Here is a 20774-nt window from a genome sequence, read left to right as displayed (position 1 = left end):
ATGCCGCTCGGTCCCGTCATGCTCGGTCTGCCCGGCCTCGCGCTGGGCGGAGCCGACCGCGAACTGCTGCGCCATCCGCGCGTCGGCGGCGTGATCCTGTTCGCGCGCAACTACGAAACCCCGCGCCAGCTCGCCGAACTCTGCGCCGAAATTCACGCGCTGCGCTCGCCGCGGCTGCTGATCGGCGTCGATCACGAGGGCGGGCGCGTGCAGCGCTTCCGCGAGGGCTTCACGGTGCTGCCGCCGATGCGCCGCCTCGGCGAGGTCCACGACCGCGAGCCGCGCCGGGCGCGGGCGATGGCGACGGCGGCCGGCTGGCTGATGGCGGCCGAGCTGCGGGCCGCCGATGTCGATTTCAGCTTCGCGCCGGTGCTCGATCTCGATCGCGGCGTCAGTCGCGTCATCGGTGACCGCGCCTTCCATTCCGACCCGGATGTGGTCGCGACGCTGGCCGCGGCGCTGATGCACGGCCTGCAGTCGGCCGGCATGCAGGCGGTCGGCAAGCATTTCCCCGGGCACGGCCACGTCGAGGCTGATTCGCACCACGCGCTGCCGGTCGATGCGCGCGAGTACGCCGACATCGAGGCCGAGGATCTCGTGCCTTTCGGCCGGCTGGTGCGCGCCGGCCTGGCCGGCGTGATGCCGGCGCACGTGGTCTATGCGCGCGTCGATGAGCGCACCGCCGGCTACTCGCCGTTCTGGCTGCGCGAGGTGCTGCGCAGCCGGCTCGGCTTCCAGGGCGCGATCTTCAGCGATGATCTCGACATGGCCGGCGCGGCGCTGGCCGGCGGGGCGCCGCTCGATTGCGCGCGCGCCGCGCTCGCGGCCGGCTGCGACATGGTGCTTGCCTGCAACGACCGGCGCGCGGCGCTGGAGATCGTGCACGGCCTCGAAGACCCGGACGATCCGGCCGCGCACCTGCGCCTGGTGCGCCTGCACGGGCGCGGCCAGTTCGAGCGCGAGGCGCTGCGGGCTTCCGGGCAATGGCAGCGCGCCGTGCGCCTGCTCACCGATCCGCTGGCGCCGCTCGACGAAGCCGCGGCGACCGCGACCTGAACACCGGCTGCGTTGGCCCTGCCGGCGACGCATCCCTATAATCCCGCGCCCTGCCGGCGGGGACCGCCGGAGCGGAGATGCATGCATGGCCGACAAACTGTTGATGATCCTTGCCAATACCGATCCCGGCAGTGCCGTGGCGCTGCACGCGGTGTTTGCCCAGGCGACCGTCGCGGCCGCGATGGAATACGACGTCGAGATCGTGCTGACCGGGCGCACCGGCCGGCTGGCGACGCCGGGGTATGCCGAGACGGTCGCGCTCGCCGAGCGCGGGCGCACCGCGCTCGACCTGATCCGCGAGGCCCACGAGGCCGGCGTGCGGTTCAAGATCTGCACCAGCGCCCGCGAGAGCACCGATGCGGCGATGATCGCCGAGATCGCCGAGATCGTCGGTGGCGCCTACATCATCAGTGAGGCCATGGACGACGCCACGGTGACGTTCACGTACTGAAAGCTCCGCCCGGAGAACCGATCCGATGCAGCCTACGCCCGAAGCCGTCCGTGCCGTGCTCGCCGAAGCCGAGGAACTCGTGTCGCCGGCGGCCGTGCAGGCGGCGCTCGATCGCATGGCCGCGGCCATCAGCGCGCGGCTCGCCGATCGCGATCCGCTGGTGCTGGTGGTGCTCAACGGCGGCGTGATCCCGGCCGGCCTGCTGCTGCCGAAGCTGAACTTCCCGCTGCAGATCGGCTATCTGCACGCGACGCGCTACCGCGGTGCCACGCGCGGCGGCGGCCTGCACTGGGTGCAGAAGCCGAGCCTGCCGGTGCAGGGGCGCACGGTGCTGGTCATCGACGACATCTTCGACGAAGGCCACACGCTGAAGGAGATCGTGCGCGAACTGCGCGCCGCCGATGCCGCCGAGGTGCTGACCGCGGTGCTGGTCGACAAGCTGCATGCGCGCAAGGTCACGGACTTCACCATCGACTTCACCGGCACGACGGTGCCGGATCGCTACGTGTTCGGCTGCGGCATGGACTACCACGAGTACCTGCGCAACCTCCCCGGCATCTACGCGCTGCGCGAATGACGCCACGCCCTGCCCGGCCCCTTTCCCTGTCCGCCCCACGGAGCTGAACCGATGTCCAAGCTGCTCGCGATCATCGGCGGGACCGGCCTGACCTCGCTCGAAACCCTGGAGATCGTGCGCCGCGAGATGGTCTCGACGCCGTACGGCGAACCCTCCGGTCCGGTCACGCACGGCGTGCTCGCCGGTCACCCGGTGGTGTTCCTCGCCCGCCACGGCTACGGCCACACCATCCCGCCGCACCAGATCAACTACCGCGCCAATCTCTGGGCGCTGAAACACATCGGCGTCGAGCACATCCTCGCGGTCGCGGCGGTCGGCGGCATCAGTGCGCGCATGGGACCGGGCGTGCTGTGCGTGCCCGACCAGATCATCGACTACACGTATGGCCGCCATCACACGCTGTTCGAGGGCGACCTCAGCCACGTCACGCACATCGACTTCACGTGGCCGTACGACGAGGCCCTGCGCCAGGCGCTGATCGAAGGCGGACGCAGCGCCGGCATCCCGCTGATCGAGGACGGCACCTACGCCGCCACGCAGGGGCCGCGCCTGGAAACCGCGGCCGAAATCCGCCGGCTCGAACGCGACGGCTGCGACATCGTCGGCATGACCGGCATGCCCGAGGCCGCGCTCGCCCGCGAACTCGGCCTGCGCTACGCCTGCTGCGCGGTGGTCGCCAACTGGGGCGCCGGCAAGGGCGAGGGTGAGATCACCATGGAGCAGATCGACCAGACCCTGAAGGCCGGCATGGCGCAGGTGCGTCAGCTGCTGCGCGTCGTGATCCCGAGCGTCTGAACCCGCGTTTCCGAACCAGACCCGGAGAGACTCCCCGCATGAACCTGCCCCTGCCCGGATGGCTGCCCTGGCTGCTGATCGCGATCGGCGTGTTTGATCTCGGTCTTGCCTGGATGATGCGCAATGCGCTGGTGAAGCACCCCGAGGCCGCGACCCCGAACCTGCGCCGCGTCGCGACCTTCACGCAGGTCTCCGGCCTGATCGCGGTGGCGGTCGGTGTCGGCCTGCTGCTGTTCCTGCGCTGACGGCGCCTGCGCCCTGCCGATTTCCTTCCCTTCCCGATCCGGAGATGCCCGATGAACGAGATGCTGGCGCTGATCGCCGCACAGGACTGGGCCGCACTCGCGCGGCTCGGCGCTCTGGCCTGGGCCGCGGTGTTCGGCACGCTCGCCGCGCTGTGGGTCTGGTCCGAACTGCTGCTCGCGCTGGGCGGCGGCCTGCGCGGCGGTGCGCGCACGGCGGTGTTCGCGCTGCTGTTCGTGCTCACGGCCGCGCTGCTGCCGCTCGCCGCCCTGCCGGCCTGGCGCTGGCTGGCCGGGAGCTGAATGCGCTGCTTTTCCTGAAGCAGCTTCCCTGATGCGGCGAAGGCCGTCCGGTCGGACAGGACCGGACGGCCTTCGTGATTTTTCCGGGCAGCGGCCGGCGGCGGGGCCGGTGCAGCCCTCAGATGTGGTGATCCATCGAGCGCGACGGCTCCTGCTCGCGGCACTGGCAGACCACGCGCGCCGGCACGCCGACGACGGTGCAGTGCGCCGGCACCGGGTCCAGCACGACGCTGCCGGCGCCGACCTTGGCACCGGTGCCGATCTCGATGTTGCCGAGAATCTTGGCGCCGGCGCCGATCAGCACGCCGGCGCGCACCTTCGGATGGCGGTCGCCGCTTTCCTTGCCGGTGCCGCCGAGCGTCACGCCCTGCAGCATCGAGACGTTGTCCTCGATGATGGCGGTCTCGCCGACCACGAGGCCGGTGGCGTGATCGAGCAGGATGCCCTGACCGATGCGTGCCGCCGGATGGATGTCGACCGCGAACACCTCGGCGATGCGGCTTTGCAGGAACAGCGCCAGTGCCTCGCGGCCGTCGCGCCACAGCGCGTGCGCGACGCGGTAGGCCTGGATGGCCTGGAAACCCTTGAAGTACAAGAGCGGCACCGAATAGCCCGGGCAGGCCGGGTCACGCTCGCGCACCGCGAGCAGGTCGGCGCGCACGCGATCGAGCAGCACCGGATCGGCCTCGATCGCAGCCTCGATCACCTCGCGCACGACCATCGCCGGCACCGTCGCACCGTCGAGCTTGCCGGCCAGCGTGAATGACAGCGCCGCGCCGAGATCGCGGTGATTCAGCAGCGAGGCATGCAGGAAGCTCGCGAGGATCGGTTCCTGACGGGCGGTGATGCGTGCCTCGTCACGGATGGTTTCCCAGAGCGGGTCGTTCGTGGCGGGCGCGGAGTCGCGCAGGGGCTGGACGGCCATCGGAATACCTCGCCGGTTCGGAAGGGCCGCCGTGTCAGAATCGGGCTTCCCGATCCTGAGCCGCGGAGGCAACTGGAATGATCCTGGTCCTGCTCGTCGTGGCCATCGGCCTCGGCCTCTGGTGGTTCTTCGGCCAGCACAACGCGGCGTCCCTGGACAATCTGCAGGCGAGCGGCTTTCACGCCGATTATACGCTCGACCACAACGTCAGCCCGGTGGCCCTCGACAGCCGCACACGCCGCATCGCCTTCCTCGGCCTGACGCGCGTGCGCGTCTACGACTACCGCCAGGTCATCAGCTGGCGTTTCGACGATTACGAGAACCCCGGCGGCAATGATCGTTCCGAGCCGCAGGTCCACCGCGAACTGGTGTTCCGGCTCGACGATGCCGAGCACCCGGTGGTCCGGCTCGCCGGCTTCGACGCCGAGGCGGCGCGCCGCTGGCTGGCGACGCTGCAGCGCGAACTGCCGCAGGCCGGGCGCGGGCGCTGAGGAGCTGACGCGAATCCCGCAGAAAATTCCGGGTTGCGCCAAATGAGAATTGTTTTTATCTGGACGGGTCGGCATCATCGCTGCAAGCGTCCGCGGACGCAGGGTTCCGTTCCGGTTCCCGTACCGATTCCTGCCCCCGATCCCGTCTGCACCCCGGAGTCTGCCGTGATGAGCCCGAAGTTCCTGACCGCCGCTGCCTTCGCCGCGCTGCTCGCCGCCACCGCCGCGCGCGCCGATGAACTGCCGCTGTACACGCTGACCGCGAAGGACGGTCGCTTCGAGCCGGCGACGATCGAGGTCACGGCCGGCCAGAAATTCCGCGTCGAGGTCGTCAATGCCGGCAGCTCGGCGATCGAGTTCGAGAGCAAGCCGCTGCGCAAGGAGAAGGTCATCGCCGCCGGCGCGCGCGCGACGATCGACTTCCAGCCGCTGAAGGCCGGCAGCTACAGGTTCTTCGACGAGTTCCACGAGAAGACCGGCCAGGGCGAGATCGTCGCGCGCTGAGCGCGGCCGGGAGCAGTCATCATGATGGGCATCATGGGCGACGTGTTGTTCGTGGTCTGGCGCGAGAGCGTCGAGGCGCTGCTGGTCATCGGCATCCTGTATGCGTGGCTGCGCCGTCAGCCCGAGGCCGGTCAGGGCCTGCGCTATCTGTGGCTCGGCGTCGGACTCGGGCTCGGGGCGGCCGTGCTGCTCGGCACGATGGTGCTGAAGGCCGCGAGCCTGCTCGATGGCGACAGCGGCGAGATCTTCCAGATCGCGATGGTGCTGTTCGCATCCGCGCTGATCGTGCAGATGGTCTGCTGGATGCGCCGCCACGGCCGCACGCTGAAGGCCGAACTCGAACAGGGCATGCAGCGCAACCTCGCCAGCCACAACTGGTGGGGCATGGTCGCCGTCATCGTCATCGCCATCGCCCGCGAGGGCAGCGAGACGGTGATCTTCCTGTACGGCCTCGGCGTGCAGCAGCAGGGCGGCGGGCTGCTGAGCTTCGTGTTCTCGGCGCTGGTCGGCCTCGGGCTGGCGTTCGCGACCTTCGCACTGCTGCAGGCCGGCACGCGCGCGCTGTCGTGGCGCACGTTCTTCCGCTTCAGCGAGGCGATGCTGCTGCTGCTCGCCGCGGCGCTGCTGACCACCGGCGTCGAGAAGCTCGTCTCGCTCGGCTGGCTGCCGGGTCTCGTCGATCCGCTGTGGGACAGCAGCTGGCTGCTCGATGACTCGACCACGACCGGCGGTCTGGTCGCGGCGCTGACCGGCTACCGTGCGCATCCGGCGCTGACGATGCTGATCGCCTACGTCGCGTACTGGGGCGTCGTCAGCTGGCTGCTGCGCGCCCCGGCGCTCAGCGGCAAGGCACCGTCGCAGGTCGCCGCCGCACGCGGCTGAACCCGGCACCGGCTCCGGCCCGCGCCCCGCTGCGCTTGCTGCTGCAGCGGGGCGCGGCGTTTCCGGCGCCGGCTCCGGCATGGCCGGATCAGGCATTGACGTCGACGACCAGCCGGCCGCGCACCTGCCCGGCGATCAGCTCGGCCGCGGCCGGGATCGCCTCGGCGAGCGGGATCACGCGGGTCATGTCATCGAGCTTGTCGGTGTCGATCTCGGCCGCGAGCGCCGTCCAGGCCGCCTGGCGCAGCGGCAGCGGCGCCATGACGCTGTCGATGCCGGCGAGGGTCACGCCGCGCAGGATGAACGGCGCGACCGTCGCCGGCAGGTCCATGCCGCCGGCCAGCCCGCAGGCGGTGACGACGCCGCCGTAGCGCGTCGTCGCGCAGACGTTGGCCAGCGTGTGGCTGCCGACCGAGTCGACGGCTCCGGCCCAGCGCTCGCGCCCGAGCGGCTTGCCGGGGGCCGAGAACTGCGCGCGGTCGATGACTTCGGCCGCACCGAGCCCGCGCAGATACTCGCCGGCGGCCTCGATCCGGCCGGTCGAGGCGACGACGCGGTAGCCGCGACGCGCGAGCAGCTGGATCGCGACGCTGCCGACGCCGCCGGCGGCGCCGGTCACCAGCACCTCGCCGGAATCGGCGAGCACGCCGTGACGCTCCAGCGCCAGCACGCACAGCATCGCCGTGTAGCCGGCCGTGCCGATCGCCATGCACTGGCGCGCCGAGAGGTTCTCCGGTCGCGCCAGCAGCCAGTCCCCGCGCACGCGCGCCTTCTGCGCGAGCCCGCCCCAGTGGCCTTCGCCGACGCCCCAGCCGTTGAGCAGCACCCGGTCGCCGGGCTGCCAGGCCGGATGCTGGCTGGCCTCGACGGTGCCGGCGAAGTCGATGCCGGGCACCATCGGGTACTTGCGCACGACCGGCGCCTTGCCGGTGATCGCGAGGCCGTCCTTGTAGTTGAGCGTCGACCATTCGACGCGCACGAGCACGTCGCCTTCCGGCAGCGCGTCGTCGGGCAGGGCACGGATGCCGGCTTCGAGCCGGTCGGCGGGCTTGTCGAGATATACGGCCTGGAACATCGGGACTCTCCTCGGGGCATGAGACCGGTTCCTAACAGACCGGTCGGTCGGTGATCGGGCAAATGAAAGCCCGACGGGAATGCGGATTCAGTCCGGCAGCGACGGTGGCGCGGCGTGCAGCAGCTGCGTGAAGAACACCCGGGCGCAGAGGGCGAGCGGGGCGGTCGAGCGCGTCAGCTTGGCGCGCAGGATCGCGCCCTCCCAGGCAATCCAGAAGAAGCCGGCCAGCGCCTCGGCGTCGGTTTCCGGCGGCAGCTCGCCGGCGCGGATCGCCGCGCGCAGGCAGTCGGCGACGCGCGCCTGCCAGTGGCCGAGCACGGCCTCCAGCCGCTCGCGGAAGGCGTCGTTGTGCGCACCGAGTTCCTGACCGAGGTTGCCGACCAGGCAGCCGCGGCGGAATTCGTGCCGGATCATGCCGGCGCAGGCTTCGGTCACGAAGCGCCGCAGCCGGTCGAGCGGGGTGAGCGAGTCGTCATCGAAGGCGCGCGCGAGGCGCTTCGCGAAGTACTGCGCGTAGTGCTCGACGACGGCGAGTCCGTACGCCTCCTTGCTCGGAAAGTAGTGATAGAACGAGCCCTTGGGCACGCCGGCGGTGCGCAGGATCTCGTCGAGACCGGTCTGGCCGTAGCCCTTCTCGGTCAGCATGCGCACACCGATGTGCACGAGTTCGTCGCGCGTGGCGCCGCGCGGGCGGGAAGATGGGCGTGGGTTCATGGGACTGGATATTAGACCGGTCGTCTAGAGAATGACAGCCTCACTTCCGGCCGCCTTCTGCGTGGCAGCGATACCGATTTCGAAGAGGCGGGGGGAGGGACGGCCGTGCTGCCTCCGGCGTGCAGGCCGGTCCGGCAGCGCAGGCGTGCAGGCCGGCCTGCGGACGGAAGGCTTTGCCGGGAAGACCGGACCGGCAGCCCGCCGCGGAACGCGGCACGGTGCGGGGCAGGCGGATCAGGCAGGGGGCGCGGTGCGAGGGGACGCGGTGCGGGGGACGGTTGCGGGCGATCTGCGCTGCCGGCCGGAGACGGCGGAATGGTTGCGCCCAACCGTTCCGCCGCCCCGGCCATGACGGCCGCCGTACCGGAAGCGCAGGTGACTGACCCGTGGCCTGGCGCTGTCCCCGCGACAACGCCGGCCACTCACCCGTCCGATGCCGGCCTCCGTGCCGATGGCAACCCGTATCAGCAGCCCCGCTTCAGCGACCGGCCGGCGTCCAGCCCGCCGGTGCCCGCTGGTTTCCGTACCGGCGACCCCGGGTTGCGGTGCACTTCCCTGCACCTTGCGGGTTGATGCGGTGCGCTCCGGCAGGGGCCGAAGCACGGGGGGAGTGTCGATGCCGCAGGACGGCGGAACAATCCGGCAAACGTCGTATCCGCTCCGCCTGCGTCGCAGGCGTGAGGATTCGGGGAGGATTCAGGGAATTCAGCCGCGCGGCGGCGTGTACAGGCCGTTCTTGATCGCGAAGCTCGTGACCTCGGCGATGCTGTGCAGGTCGAGCTTCTGCATCAGGTTCTCGCGGTGCTTGCGCACGGTGCCGACGCTGATCGACAGCTGGTCGGCGATCTCGCGGCTGCCGTGCCCGGCGGCGATCAGCGCCAGCACGTGGCGTTCGCGCGGGCTCAGTGCATCGACCGGGGTATCGACCTTGCCGCCGCTGACGACCTCGCGGCCGATGTCGTCGCTGATGTAACCGCTGCCATCGAGCAGCGTGCGGATCGCATGCACCAGTTCGGCACCATCGCCGCGCTTGATCAGGTAGCCGTCGGCACCGGCATCGAGCGCACGGCGTGCGACATCGGCCTCCGGGTTGGCAGTCAGCACCAGGATCAGCTGATCGGGCAGGCGCCGGCGCACCGCGGTGCAGACCTCCAGGCCCTGCATGCCGTCGAGCTGCAGGTCGAGGATCAGCACATCGGGCCTTCGCTCGACGACCAGACCCTCGACTTCGCTGCCGTCGCCGGTCTCGCCGATGACCTCCCACCCCGGCTCCAGCGACAGGCGCAGGGCCAATCCTTCCCGGACCAGCGCATGGTCCTCGGCGATCACGAACGTCGGCATTTCCGTTTCCTCTGCTGCTATTACGTCAAATATCGTATCCCACCCACGGCAGGCGCGCAGGCGTGTGCCGGAGACCGCGAGTCGCAGCCCCGCCGGGCGCGCGGCCTGCGGTTCGGTATCCGGATGCAGCACAGGATGAAGCAATGGGCAGACCACTTCCGGCAGACGGATTTTCCCAGGCCGCGGATGCACCGGCAGCCACGGTCGTCGAGGTCGATCAGGTCCGCTACGAGGCCGGGCTGGTCGAGCTGCTGTACCGGCAGTTCGGGGCGATCTTCTTCGGCAATGCGCTGGTGCTGGTGTTTTCCGTCTGGCTGCTGCGCAACTACGTGCCGACGCTGCGGCTGATCGGCTGGGCACTGGTGGTGCTCGCCGTCAACCTGACGCGCCGGGCGCTGGTGCAGGCCTACGAGCGGGCACCGGATCGCCTGAGCCGGCCGCGACGCTGGGCGCGCTACTACACCGTCGGCGCGGCAATGTCCGGCATCGTCTGGGGCTCGGTCGGCCTGCTGTTCTTCAACGAGAACAACATGACCGTCACGGCGTATCTCTGCATCGTCGTCGCCGGCATGGCCGGCGGTTCGATCGCGACCTACGGCTCGTGGCGGCCGGCCTACCTGATGTTCGCGTTGCCGGTGGCGCTGCCGTTTGCGGCGCGCACGCTGTGGGAGGGCGGGCTGGTCTACACCGAGCTTGGGGCGCTGTGCCTGTTCGTGCTGGTGCTGAACCTGTCGTTCTTCTCGAAGATCCACGCGACGCTGTGCGAGACGGTGCGCCTGCGCCTCGAAAACCAGGCGCTGGTCGGGGAGCTGACCATCCAGAAGGACAATGCCGAGGCCGCGACGCGCGTCAAGGCGCGGCTGCTGGCGGCGGCGAGCCACGACCTGCGCCAGCCCGTGCATTCGCTCGGACTCTTCCTCGGCACGCTGGAGGAACTCGGCCGGCGGCCGGTACTGCAGCCGGCCGATGTCGGACGCATCGCGGTCAGCATGCAGCGCGCGCTCGGTGCGCTGTCCGGCCTGCTCGGGGCCCTGCTCGACCTGTCACGGCTCGATGCCGGCACGGTCGAGCCGAAGCCGGCGCCGCTCGCCCTTGAGGACATCCTTGACACGCTGCACAGCCAGTTCGCCGGTCCGGCACGTGCGCAGGGCCTGCGCTTCGCCAGCGTGCCGAGCCGCCTCTGGGTCGAGACCGATCGCGGCCTGCTGCTGCAGGTGCTGTCGAACCTCTGCACCAATGCGCTGCGCTACAACCGCCGCGGCGGAGGCGTGCTGGTCGGCTGCCGGCGGGTCGCCGGCCGGCGCGTCACGATCCAGGTCCTGGACACCGGCATCGGCATCGCCCCCGAGGAACAGGCGCGCGTGTTCGGCGAGTTCTATCAGGTCGCCGGGGCCGGGCGCGGGCGCGAGCAGGGGCTCGGGCTGGGGCTGGCGATCGTGCAGCGCACGGCGCGGCTGCTCGGCGGCGAACTGACGCTGCGCTCCGTGCCCGGACGCGGTTCCTGCTTCGCGCTGACGCTGCCGACGCGCCCGGCGCCGGCGCCGGCGATCGTCGATGCCCCGCATCTGGAGCCGCTGCCGGCGAGCGGACCGGGGCGCACGGTGCTGATCGTCGATGACGATGAGCAGGTGCTCGAAGCGCTGGCGATGACGCTGCGCGTCTGGGGCCACACCGTGCATGCCGCCGCCGATGCCGCCAGTGCGCTGCTGCTCGCGCGCACGCACGCCGCGGCGATCGAGCTGGTGCTCGCCGACTACCGCCTCGGCACCGAGACCACCGGGCCGGTGGTCGTGCGCGAGCTGCTCGCGATCTTCGGCCGGGCGGTGCCGGTGACCATCGTCACCGGTGACACGGCACCGGCGGTGCTGACGCACATCCTCGGCGACGGCCACCGGCTGCTGCACAAGCCGGTCGATGTCGGCGAGCTGCGCCAGCTCATCGAGCATCTCGACGCGCCGCTGAACCCCGGGCTCAGTGCGCGCGCGCGCGCCGGCGGCTGATCCAGAGCGCCGCGATCGCCGCCGACAGGCCGAGTCCGAACAGCGGCGCGATCCACAGCACCGGCGTGCCGGCCCCGAGCGCGACCGTGTACAGCCCGAGCATCGCCAGCATCGCGCCGTTCTCGCCGAGGTTCTGGATCGCGATCGCGTGGCCGGCCCCGACCGTCTCGCGCCCGCGCTCCTGCAGCAGCGCGTTCAGCGGCACGATGAAAAATCCGCCGCAGGCCCCGACCACGGCGAGCAGCGCATAGGCCGGCACCAGCGCGTTCACGAGCGCGAGCAGCGCCACCGCCAGGCCGATGCCGACGCCGGCCGGCAGCGCACGTTCGACCTGTTCGAGCCGCACCAGCGCGCCGGCGAGCCCCGCCCCGAGCACGATGCCGAGCGCGACCATCGCGTTCAGATAGGCCGGCGTGGCGTTGTCGTGCAGGCCGAGCGCGATCGGCACCCAGGCCACCAGCAGGAAGCGCATCGTCACGCCCGAGCCCCAGAACAGGCTGGTGCCGAGGATCGAGAAGCGCGTGTCGGGGTGCTGCCAGATCGTGCGGCAGGCGGCGAGGAAATCCGCGAGCAGCGCGCCGGGCCGGGCATCGGCGATCGGGTGTGCCGGCGGCAGGCGCGGGATCAGCAGGTTGGCGGCGGCGGCGAGTGCGTAGACGCCGGTGCAGACCAGCAGCGCCCCGCCGACGCTCCAGTCAGCGAGCACGCCGCCGGCGATGGCCCCGGCGAGGATCGCGGCGATGGTCGAGGCTTCCATCAGGCCGTTGGCCTTGACCAGATTGTCGCCGGTGGTCAGCTCGCCGAGGATGCCGTACTTCGCCGGTGAATAGGCCGCGGCGCCGACGCCGATCAGTCCGTAGGCGAGGAAGGGATTCAGCCCCAGCGTCAGCCCGGCGGCCCCGGCGAGCTTCAGGCCGTTGCCGGCCAGCATCACCCGGCCCTTGGGCAGGCTGTCGGCGAACGGCCCGGCGAAGGGTGCGAGCAGGATGTAGGCGGCGACGAAGAACTGCTGCAGCAGCGGCGCGGCCCAGTCCGGATAGGCCTCGGCGCGCAGCAGCGCCAGCGCCGAGAACAGCACCGCGTTGTCACCGAAGGCCGAGAAGAACTGCGCGAACAGCACGGCGGCCATGCCGCGCGACCACAGCGGGCCGGGTGCGGCGGCCGCAGACGGAAACGGAGTCATTCGGGGGGCATCCGGGCGGCGGTTGGGTGCCGGCAGTGTAGCCGGCGCCGGTCGCCGGCCGGCCGGGAGGCGCGGGCAGAGGCAGCCGGCGCGCCGGTGCTGCCTGCCCGAACTTACTGCGTGCGCGTGCGCACGATCACCGCGGCGATGCTGCCGGTCACGACCGCCGCGTCGTAGAACTCGCGGCTGGCGAGTTCGCTGATGTGCACGAGCCGGGCACTGACCAGACGCACCGTGCCGGTCAGTTCCTCACCGGAAACCAGGCGCAGCGTCACGCGCTTGCCCTGGTACTTGTTCAGCAGCGTGCCGACATCATCACCGGCGTCGATGGCGAGCGGATCGGCGGGCAGGCTGGCAGGCAGGCCGGCCAGCAGCGCGGCAAGCACGGCGGCGCGGGCGGAAGGACGCATGGCGGGTCTCCTCGCGGCGGACATGAAAAGGCCGTGCACCGCTCGCGGACGGCACACGGCCGGATCGGTAGCCCGGTCGGGGCTGGCGCGGTGGGCTTACAGGATTTCCTCGATGTGCTCGCGCTGCTGCACTTCGGTCTGGAACACGGCCAGCTCGGGGCCGAGCGCATCGCGCGCCGAGACCATGCCGATCGGCTTGCCGGCATCAATGACCGGCACGTGGCGGAAGCCGCACTCATACATCATGTGCAGGGCATGGCCGAACGGGCGTTCGGGGGCGATCGTCTGCGGATGCGGGGTCATGACCTCGGCGAGCTTCGTCGTCTTCGGATCAAGGCCGGCGGCGAGCACGCGGAACAGGGCATCGCGCTCGGTGAAGATGCCGCTGAGGGCGCCGTCGGTTTCGACGACCATCACGGCGCCGACGCGGCTTTCCTTCATCCTCACGGCGGCCTCGCTGACGCTGATGGCGGCCGGAGCCGTCAGGATCGTCTGGTTGGCGATGACTTCGCGTACGGGGCGGTTGGGCATGGCAGGCACCTCTCGGCGGGGTTTGTCTCAACCAGTGGTTTCTAGTCGATGTGCAGCACAGTCGTGGTCTGCTGAAGCTACAAACGTTTTCACGATGCGGCTAGCGTTTGCAGCCGGACGTAGTCCGTCTTGCCGGTGCCGAGCAAGGGTATCTCCGCCAGCGCACGGATGTCGCGCGGCACGGCCAGTTCCGGGGCACCGAGCGTGCGCGCCGCCGCGAGCAGCGCCTCGCGCCCGAGCGCGGCATCGGTCGTGAACAGCACGATGGCCTCGCCGCGCGCAGGATCGGCGCGCGTGGCCGCCGCGTGCCGGGCTTCGGGCGCGGCTGTGCGCGCGATCTGCTCGACGACTTCGAGCGACACCATCTCGCCGGCGAGCTTGGCGAAGCGCTTCAGCCGTCCGCGGATGAACACGTAGCCATCCTCGTCGATCGAGACGATGTCGCCGGTCGAATACCAGCCCGTTTCCCCGGCCGCCGCCGGCGGCTCGATCAGGCCCGGGCGTTCGTGGCGCAGGTAGCCGAGCATGACGTTCGGCCCGCGCACTTCGAGCAGGCCGGTGCCCGGCTCCAGGCCCTCGACCGCCTGCAGCCGCCCCTGCATGCCCGGCACCAGATGCCCGACCGAACCGATGCGGCAGGCCATCGGCACGTTGCAGGCGACCACCGGCGCGCACTCGGTGACGCCGTAGCCTTCGAGGATGCGGATGCCGAAGCGCTCGATCCAGGTGCGGCGCACGCCCTCGTCGAGCTTCTCGGCGCCGGCGACCACGTAGCGCAGCCGCCCGAAGTCGTACGGATGCGCGAAGCGCGCGTAGTTGCCGAGGAAGGTCGAGGTGCCGAACAGCACCGTACAGTTGCGGTCGTAGGTCAGCTCCGGCACCACGCGGTAGTGCAGCGGACTCGGGTACAGGAACAGCTTGCAGCCCGAGACCAGCGGCAGCAGCGCCCCGGCGGTCAGGCCGAAGCTGTGAAAGAGCGGCAGCGCCACCATGAACTTGTCGCGCGGCGTGAAATCGGCGATCGCACAGACCTGCGCGACGTTGGCGAGCAGCGAATCGTGCGAATGCACGACGCCCTTGGGCTTGCCCTCCGAGCCCGACGTGAACAGCACCACCGCCGCATCCTGCGGCTGCACACGCGCATCGAGCGCCATGCGCGGCCACAACAGGCGCGGCAGCAGCCGCAGCTTGTCGGCGAGCCCCATGCCGGCGCGCAGGTCTTCGAGATACAGCCAGCGCAGCTCGCCGAGTTCGCCCGGCAGGTGATCGAGCTTGCCCTTGTCGAGGAAGGCACGCGCGGTGACGACGGTGCGCACCTCCGCCGCCGTGCAGGCCGCGCGCAGGCCGTCGACGCCGGCCGTGTAATTGAGCATCGCCGGAATGCGCCCGCGCAGGCTCAGCCCGAGGATCGCCGCCACCGTCGCCGCCGCGTTCGGCAGCAGCAGCCCGACGCACTCGCCGCGGCCGGCGTGGCGCGCGACCAGCAGGCCGAGGCCGAGCGCCATCTTCGTCATCGAGGCGTAGGTCTCCTCGATCAGGCGCAGATCCTCGACGATCGGCGTGCGCGCGCCGTGCGTGCTGCGCGCATCGAGGAAGGCCTCGAACAGCGTGCGCCCGGGGCGCGTCAGCACCAGCATCTCGGTCAGCAGCGCACGCATGTTCTGGCCGGCGACCGCGCGCCGGTCGCGCGCCTTCGGCCGATCCGGCATCGGCAGCACGCGCGGTGCGAGCACGTGCAGGCGGATCTTCGGCAGCAGCCGCAGCCGGTAGACCCCGGCCAGCCGCCCGAAGAAGCTCTGCGCCGCCCCGGCGATGCGCACCGGCACCACGGTCGCGCCGGTCTTGGCGGCGACGAAGGCCGCGCCGTCGTAGACCTTCATCAGCGAGCCGGTGACGGTGATCCGCCCCTCCGGGAAGATCACCACCGGCCGCCCGGACTCGACCAGGCGCACGATCGCCTTCAGCGCCAGCGGATTGGCCGGATCGACGGCCAGATGCTCGATGTGGCGCAGGATGCGGCCGAAGACCGGATGCACGGCGACCTGCGTGTGCACGACGAACACCGGCTCGACCGGCAGGAACAGGCCGAGCAGCAGGCCGTCGAGGAAGGATTCGTGGTTGGCGACGATCAGCGTGCGTGCATGCCCGAACACATCGGTACGGCCGCGGATCTCGACGCGGAACAGCGTGCGCATCAGCGCGCGCAACAGGGATTTCAGCATCTGCGGGACTCCCGCTCCGCCCGCGGCCCCGCGGGGGAGGGTGTTCTTGTCAGGGAAAGCCGGCGCCGCTGCGCGGGCGCCAGGCGATGCGCGTCCGGTCTTCGGCCCGCGGACGGGCGGGACCGCGCGGGCTCGGCCCTTCCCCGCGCGGGAAAAGCCCCGGTCAGAAGGAAAAGCGGTCTTCGGCGGCCGCGCGCGTTCAGTCGATGACGACCGCCGTGCCGCTGACGGCGACCATCATCATGCCGTTCTGCTCGCCGAGCACTTCATAGTCGATGTCGATGCCGACCACGGCATTCGCCCCGAGGCGCTGGGCCGCCCTGGTCAGCTCGGCAAACGCTTCCTCGCGCGCATCGCGCAGCACACCTTCGTAGGTGCCGCTGCGCCCGCCGATGAAGTCGGTGAGGCCGGCGAACCAGTCCTTGACGACATTGGCCCCGAGGATGGCCTCGGCGCTGACGATGCCGCGGTACTCGCGGATGCGGTGGCCTTCGAGCGTCGGTGTGGTGCTCAGGATCATCGGCGTGGCCTCGTGGGCGGTGGGGACGGGGAGGGTATAGCCGAAGAAGCGGCGTCGCTGCGAACGCAGGGCGGTGTCGATGCGGGAAGCCCGGCAGGCGTGCGTCCCTGCGCGGCATCGGCACGTCCACGCGCGTCATCTGCGGACCCATGCGCGGCATCGGCACTTCGATGCGCGCCATGCGTGATCCGCTGCCCGGCGTGGCGCGACGGTGGTCGCGCATGAAAAACCGGGGCGGCAAGCCCCGGTCGTGGATGGGCGGTATCAGGGCCGATCGGCGGGCGGTATGCACCCGGGGCAGGCGAAGCGCCTGCTCATCCGTGTCGACCGTTCGTCTTTCGGGATGCACGCGCTGATGCCGGGCAACTGGCGTGTCGCGGAAGACCGGTGGCGGCTACGGGCTGCTCGCGAAGCATCGTCAGCGTTCACCGTGTTCGGCAATCCATTGCTTCAGGGCATCGTTGATCCGGGTCTGCCAGCCCGCCCCATCCGCCCGGAAGTGCGCAAGCACATCGGCTGACAGGCGCAGGGTCGTGCGTTGCTTCGTCGGCAGTTTCTGTAATCCGCGCTGGCCCGGCCGGCGCAGGATCGGTGCAGTCGCGAGTTCTTCGTCCGTCATCGGCAGCGCATCCGGATCGTCGGCACCGATCTCGTCGTCCGGGATCGCGTTGACCCGCGCCCAATCGCTTTCCGATTCTCCACGGGCAATGCGCTGACGGGCTTCCTCGCTGCTCAGTCGTGTCAGATTTTCAGTTCTGGGCGTTCTGTTCATAAAAACGCACCTCCCGATGGTTGGCCTTCCGGAACGACACGATGCGGATGCAGCCGGCAGTGCGCGCGACGTGTACGACAACATGAATGCGTCCTGTCAGCGGCCCGAATCCGATCAGGCGGGTTTCACCGTAATCACGTCGATTGTCAGCAATCAGCAGCAGATCAGGGTGTTCCAGTACCGCTACGGCATGGACGAAATCCAGTCCATGCTTGACCAGATTCTGTTGACGCTTGGCCTCATCCCATTCGTAGCGCATTGCTTATTGTAGGTACAAAAAGACCGCCAAGGCAGGGTCCTGCTGCTGCTTCGCTGATTCCGTCGCCTCCGTGCTTCCCTTCCTCAGCCTCCTCACGGCGTCGCCCACATCCTCAGCAGGTTGTGGTACGTCCCGCCGAGCGCCACCGCCACGTCCGGTTCCGTGCCGCTGCGGTTCAGGCGCTGGATCGCGAGGTCCAGGTCGAGCAGCAGCGTGCGCTGCGCGTCGTCGCGGATCAGGCTCTGCACCCAGAACACGCAGGCGATGCGCGCGCCGCGCGTGACCGGTGTCACGCGGTGCAGGCTGGTCGACGGGTAGATCACCAGATCGCCGGCCGGCAGCTTGACGGTGTGCGTGCCGTAGGTGTCGTCGATGGTCAGTTCGCCGCCGTCGTAGTCCTCCGGCTCGCTGAGGAACAGCGTCGCCGAGACGTCGGTGCGCACGCGCGTGCCGTCGGGCAGCACGCGCACGGCGTTGTCGACGTGGTTGCCGTAGCTGCCGCCGCCGGCGTAGCGGTTGATCATCGGCGGGAAGATGCGTGCCGGCAGCGTCGCGGTCAGGAACAGCGGGTTGCGCTCCAGCGCCGCCAGCGCCTGCGCGGCGAGTTCGCGGGCGAGCGGATCGTCGTCGGCCAGTTGCTGGTTGTGCTTGACGGCGAGCGCCTGGTGACCGGCGCTGCGCCGGCCGTCGAGCCAGTCGGCGCGGGCGAGACGTTCGCGAAAGCCGGCGAGCCGGTCGCGGGGCAGGACTTCGGGGATGTGCAGCAGCATCGGGACGGGTCCGGGCAGGCGGAAACGGGGCGGGCTCGAAGCCCCTCTCCCGCGAGGGGAGAGGGGAGGGTCGAGACGCGCTTTATCGCTTTATTAAGGAGGGTCAGAACCGGTAATCGACGCTCAGCGTCGCGGCACGGCCGGTGCCGGGGATGGCGTGGCCGGTGTAGACGGCCTCGTACCACTGCGTGTCGGTCAGGTTGACGACGTTCAGGCGCACGTCGAAATCCGGCTGCTTGTAGGCGACTTCGGCATCCCAGCGCGTGTAGCCGGGCACGTAGTTGGTGTTGGTGTTGCTGCCGTAGCGCTTGCCGGCCCCCTGCACGCCGCCGCCGATCTCCCAGCCGCCGCCGAGGTCGTAGGTCGTCCAGACGCTCAGCGTATGGCGCGGCGCATTGGCCGGGCGTTTGCCGACTTCGGCCGGGTTGTTGGACTCGGTGATCTCCGGGTCCATGAACGCCAGACCGGCGAACACGCTCCACTGCGGCGTGATGCGGCCGATCACGTCGAGCTCGATGCCGTCAGTGACCCAGCGGCCGTCGAGCACGTTGACGTTGAGCTGATCCGGATCGAGCGTGCGGGCGTTGATCTTCTCGGTGCGGAACAGCGCCGTGCGCACCGACAGCGCACCGTCGAGGAAGTCGAGCTTGGCGCCGATCTCGAAGTTGTGGTTCTCCTCCGGATCGAGGCCGGCGTTGTTGCTCGAAATCGTCAGCGTCTCGGCGGTCGGGTTGAACGAGGTGCCGAAGGCGGCGTAGTAGGACTGCGTCGGGCTCGGCTGCCAGATCACGCCGATGCGGCCGCTGGTCATCGTGTCGGTGCGCTTGCGGTCATCGTGCGTCAGCTGCGTGCCGGTCGCCGGGGCGAAGGTCTCGGCGAGCGAACTGGCGGCGAAGCGGTCCCAGCGCAGGCCGCCGACCACCTTCCATTCCGGAGTCAGCGCGATCTCGTCGATCGCGTAGACGCCGAAGGTGTTGGCCGAGGCATCGGTGTAGCTGCTGGTGCCGACCACGCGCATCAGCGGCGCCGGCGTGTCCGGATCGGGGTGGGCGAGGTTGGTCTGCGGTGCGCCGGTGACCTGATAGCGCGTCGTGGTCGTGGTCTCGCGGCCGATCTCGACGCCGCCGACCAGCTTGTGCTCGAAGCTGCCGGTCGTGAACTTCGCGGTGATGTCGGTCTGGTTGGCGAGCGTCGTGTCGGTGCCGTCGCGGTACGGGCGGCTGCGGTTGACGCTGATCAGCTCGTACGGCGTGCCGTCCGGCGGGTTGCCGGCGATGCGCGGCGCAGTCGGGGCGAGCGAGCGGTCGTAGCGCGCGTAGCGCGTCGAGTTGCGGAAGCTCAGGCTGTCGTTGAAGCGGTGATCGACCGTGATGCTGCCGATGTCGACCGTGGTGTTCTCGAAGTCGTGGTCGGCGAGGCCGTAGAAGTTCTTCTTGTCGACATCGACCGGCTTGAAGTTGCGGTACGGGACGCCGTAGTACGGGACGTTGTCCTCCTTCTGCCGGAAGTACGAGAAGTTGACCTCGGTGTCGGTGCCGAGCCCGAGCGTCAGCGACGGTGCGATGCCGTAGCGGTCGAACTGCACGTCCTCGGGCGTGGCACCGGACTGCTGCCACATGCCGTTCAGGCGAAACGCCGCGGTGCTGGTGAGCGGCTCGTTGAAATCGACCGTCAGCCGGCGCAGGTCGAGCGTGCCGAGGCTGGCGCCGACCGTGTGCGCGCTCTCCAGCCACGGGCGCTTGCTGGTCTGGTTGATCGCGCCGCCGGTGGTGCCGCGGCCGAACACCATCGACGAGGGGCCCTTCAGCACCTCGACCGCCTCGATGTTGAAGATGTCGCGCGTGTACGAGCCGCTGTCGCGCACACCGTCGAGGAACAGGTCATTGCGCGCCGTGAAGCCGCGCAGGTTGATGTTGTCGCCGGAATTGCCACCCTCGCCGCCGTTGAAGCTGATGCCCGAGACATTGCGCAGCGCCTCGCGCAGCGTCGTCGCACCCTGCTCCTCGATGATCTGCTGCGGCACGACGGTGATCGACTGCGGGATGTCGCGCAGCGGCCCCGGCAGACGGGTCAGGCCGGTGCCGTCGCGCAGATAGCCCTGATCCTGCGGGGCGGTGACGGTGACTTCGGGCAGGGCGGCGCTGTCGCCATCGGCCGCGCAGACGCTGCCGGGCAGCGCGGCACCGAGTGCGCCGAGCAGGCAGCCGGCCTGCAGCGGCGTGCGGGCGGTCGAACGGATGCCGGCGCTCGGGCGGGCGAGAGGGTGCGGGGCATGGATCGGCATGACGGAAAACTCCCGGGGCTTTTGTGTTGTGGCGCCGTGGCGCTGTGGAGTTGCGGGCAGAGCCCACCCGCCGCGCGCGGCCGGCAAGCCGCGATCGGTGGGGGAAAAAAATCCGGAGTTCGCTGAAAGCCGGGGCTGGTGATCGGAACTCAGGCCGATCCCGGGGCGCTTCCCGGCGTTCCGTTCCCGCGCCGGCAGGTGGCGCGGGGCGGCTGCGGCGTCCTGCCGGCTGCCGGCTTCAGTGGATCAGGCCGGGCAGGCCGAGCAGCAGCGCGCGCCAGACCGCGCATTCGCTGCCGTCGGTCGGCCGCGGCGGGGCGCCGAGGGCGGCGAGCAGGCGGCCGTCGGCGGCATAGAGCTCCAGCGTGCTGCGCGCGCGGCTGCGCAGGCCTTCGGGTCGGTGCACGACCCAGGTCTGCGCGATCGCGCGTTCGTCGAGCTCGGCCAGAAATCCGGCACCGGACAGC

The 20774-nt window shown here is 70.3% G+C and carries 23 protein-coding genes and 1 pseudogene; 10 read left to right on the top strand and 14 right to left on the bottom strand.

From position 1 onward, the window contains the following. The 6 genes from nagZ (at position 1) to PKE44_RS03805 (ending at position 3424) form a co-directional block, all read left to right on the top strand. Positions 1–1056, top strand: a complete 1056-nt coding sequence (gene nagZ / locus PKE44_RS03830) for a beta-N-acetylhexosaminidase (RefSeq protein WP_324548353.1) — start codon at positions 1–3, stop codon at positions 1054–1056. A gap of 85 nt (positions 1057–1141) precedes the next feature. Further along, positions 1142–1507, top strand: a complete 366-nt coding sequence (locus tag PKE44_RS03825; protein ID WP_324548352.1) for a DsrE family protein — start codon at positions 1142–1144, stop codon at positions 1505–1507. A 25-nt stretch (positions 1508–1532) separates the two neighbouring features. Next, positions 1533–2084 (top strand): hypoxanthine-guanine phosphoribosyltransferase, encoded by a 552-nt coding sequence (locus PKE44_RS03820; protein WP_324548351.1) that lies wholly within the window; start codon positions 1533–1535, stop codon positions 2082–2084. 51 nt (positions 2085–2135) lie between these two features. Continuing rightward, positions 2136–2879: an S-methyl-5'-thioinosine phosphorylase gene (locus tag PKE44_RS03815; protein WP_324548350.1), complete on the top strand. Its 744-nt coding sequence runs from the start codon at positions 2136–2138 to the stop codon at positions 2877–2879. Positions 2880–2917: 38 nt separating this feature from the next. Next, on the top strand, positions 2918–3124 hold the full coding sequence (locus PKE44_RS03810) for a hypothetical protein (protein WP_324548349.1): 207 nt from the start codon (positions 2918–2920) through the stop codon (positions 3122–3124). Between the two features lie 51 nt (positions 3125–3175). Continuing rightward, positions 3176–3424: a hypothetical protein gene (locus PKE44_RS03805; protein ID WP_324548348.1), complete on the top strand. Its 249-nt coding sequence runs from the start codon at positions 3176–3178 to the stop codon at positions 3422–3424. A gap of 118 nt (positions 3425–3542) precedes the next feature. Here the strand turns inward: PKE44_RS03805 and cysE are convergent, their stop codons facing one another. Next, entirely contained in the window at positions 3543–4349 is an 807-nt protein-coding gene (cysE, locus tag PKE44_RS03800; protein WP_324548347.1) for a serine O-acetyltransferase, read from the bottom strand. 77 nt (positions 4350–4426) lie between these two features. Between cysE and PKE44_RS03795 the strand changes: the two genes are divergently transcribed. The 3 genes from PKE44_RS03795 (at position 4427) to PKE44_RS03785 (ending at position 6226) form a co-directional block, all read left to right on the top strand. Continuing rightward, on the top strand, positions 4427–4840 hold the full coding sequence (locus PKE44_RS03795; RefSeq protein ID WP_324548346.1) for a hypothetical protein: 414 nt from the start codon (positions 4427–4429) through the stop codon (positions 4838–4840). Between the two features lie 165 nt (positions 4841–5005). Beyond that, positions 5006–5344 carry a cupredoxin domain-containing protein gene (locus PKE44_RS03790; RefSeq protein ID WP_324548345.1) on the top strand — a complete coding sequence of 113 codons (339 nt, stop codon included), beginning with the start codon at positions 5006–5008 and terminating at the stop codon, positions 5342–5344. A gap of 33 nt (positions 5345–5377) precedes the next feature. Beyond that, on the top strand, positions 5378–6226 hold the full coding sequence (locus tag PKE44_RS03785; RefSeq protein WP_324548354.1) for an FTR1 family protein: 849 nt from the start codon (positions 5378–5380) through the stop codon (positions 6224–6226). A gap of 88 nt (positions 6227–6314) precedes the next feature. Here the strand turns inward: PKE44_RS03785 and PKE44_RS03780 are convergent, their stop codons facing one another. The 3 genes from PKE44_RS03780 to PKE44_RS03770 form a co-directional block, all read right to left on the bottom strand. Further along, positions 6315–7301, bottom strand: a complete 987-nt coding sequence (locus tag PKE44_RS03780) for an MDR family oxidoreductase (RefSeq protein ID WP_324548344.1) — start codon at positions 7299–7301, stop codon at positions 6315–6317. An 87-nt stretch (positions 7302–7388) separates the two neighbouring features. Next, the gene (locus tag PKE44_RS03775) at positions 7389–8015 is read right to left on the bottom strand and encodes a TetR/AcrR family transcriptional regulator (protein WP_324548343.1); all 627 of its coding nucleotides are present in this window, start codon (positions 8013–8015) and stop codon (positions 7389–7391) included. Between the two features lie 705 nt (positions 8016–8720). Then, complete coding sequence (locus PKE44_RS03770; RefSeq protein WP_324548342.1) at positions 8721–9356, bottom strand: response regulator transcription factor; 636 nt, start codon at positions 9354–9356, stop codon at positions 8721–8723. Positions 9357–9499: 143 nt separating this feature from the next. Between PKE44_RS03770 and PKE44_RS03765 the strand changes: the two genes are divergently transcribed. After that, positions 9500–11356 (top strand): ATP-binding protein, encoded by a 1857-nt coding sequence (locus tag PKE44_RS03765; RefSeq protein ID WP_324548340.1) that lies wholly within the window; start codon positions 9500–9502, stop codon positions 11354–11356. Here PKE44_RS03765 and lplT read toward each other — a convergent pair. The 10 genes and pseudogenes from lplT to PKE44_RS03715 form a co-directional block, all read right to left on the bottom strand. Continuing rightward, positions 11328–12539: a lysophospholipid transporter LplT gene (gene lplT / locus PKE44_RS03760; RefSeq protein ID WP_324548339.1), complete on the bottom strand. Its 1212-nt coding sequence runs from the start codon at positions 12537–12539 to the stop codon at positions 11328–11330. The genes PKE44_RS03765 and lplT overlap by 29 nt on opposite strands. Before the next feature lie 113 nt (positions 12540–12652). After that, positions 12653–12949 (bottom strand): hypothetical protein, encoded by a 297-nt coding sequence (locus PKE44_RS03755; protein ID WP_324548338.1) that lies wholly within the window; start codon positions 12947–12949, stop codon positions 12653–12655. A 96-nt stretch (positions 12950–13045) separates the two neighbouring features. Continuing rightward, the gene (locus PKE44_RS03750; protein WP_324548337.1) at positions 13046–13480 is read right to left on the bottom strand and encodes a CBS domain-containing protein; all 435 of its coding nucleotides are present in this window, start codon (positions 13478–13480) and stop codon (positions 13046–13048) included. An 89-nt stretch (positions 13481–13569) separates the two neighbouring features. Next, positions 13570–15702: a bifunctional acyl-ACP--phospholipid O-acyltransferase/long-chain-fatty-acid--ACP ligase gene (gene aas, locus PKE44_RS03745; protein ID WP_324548336.1), complete on the bottom strand. Its 2133-nt coding sequence runs from the start codon at positions 15700–15702 to the stop codon at positions 13570–13572. A gap of 199 nt (positions 15703–15901) precedes the next feature. Beyond that, positions 15902–16222 (bottom strand): heavy metal-binding domain-containing protein, encoded by a 321-nt coding sequence (locus PKE44_RS03740; RefSeq protein ID WP_324548335.1) that lies wholly within the window; start codon positions 16220–16222, stop codon positions 15902–15904. A 418-nt stretch (positions 16223–16640) separates the two neighbouring features. Next, positions 16641–16994 (bottom strand): BrnA antitoxin family protein, encoded by a 354-nt coding sequence (locus PKE44_RS03735; RefSeq protein WP_324548333.1) that lies wholly within the window; start codon positions 16992–16994, stop codon positions 16641–16643. Next, positions 16972–17253 (bottom strand): BrnT family toxin, encoded by a 282-nt coding sequence (locus PKE44_RS03730; protein ID WP_324548332.1) that lies wholly within the window; start codon positions 17251–17253, stop codon positions 16972–16974. Before PKE44_RS03730 ends, PKE44_RS03735 begins: the two co-directional genes overlap by 23 nt. Positions 17254–17345: 92 nt before the next feature. Next, positions 17346–18023: a Fe2+-dependent dioxygenase gene (locus PKE44_RS03725; RefSeq protein WP_324548331.1), complete on the bottom strand. Its 678-nt coding sequence runs from the start codon at positions 18021–18023 to the stop codon at positions 17346–17348. 103 nt (positions 18024–18126) lie between these two features. Next, positions 18127–20307: a TonB-dependent siderophore receptor gene (locus tag PKE44_RS03720; protein WP_324548330.1), complete on the bottom strand. Its 2181-nt coding sequence runs from the start codon at positions 20305–20307 to the stop codon at positions 18127–18129. Between the two features lie 238 nt (positions 20308–20545). Then, positions 20546–20774 (bottom strand): annotated as a pseudogene (locus PKE44_RS03715) (hypothetical protein); the annotation flags it as partial.

Source organism: Plasticicumulans sp., from assembly GCF_035331805.1.
GTDB lineage: Bacteria > Pseudomonadota > Gammaproteobacteria > Competibacterales > Competibacteraceae > Plasticicumulans.
This window is presented reverse-complemented; position numbering and strand designations above follow the sequence as displayed.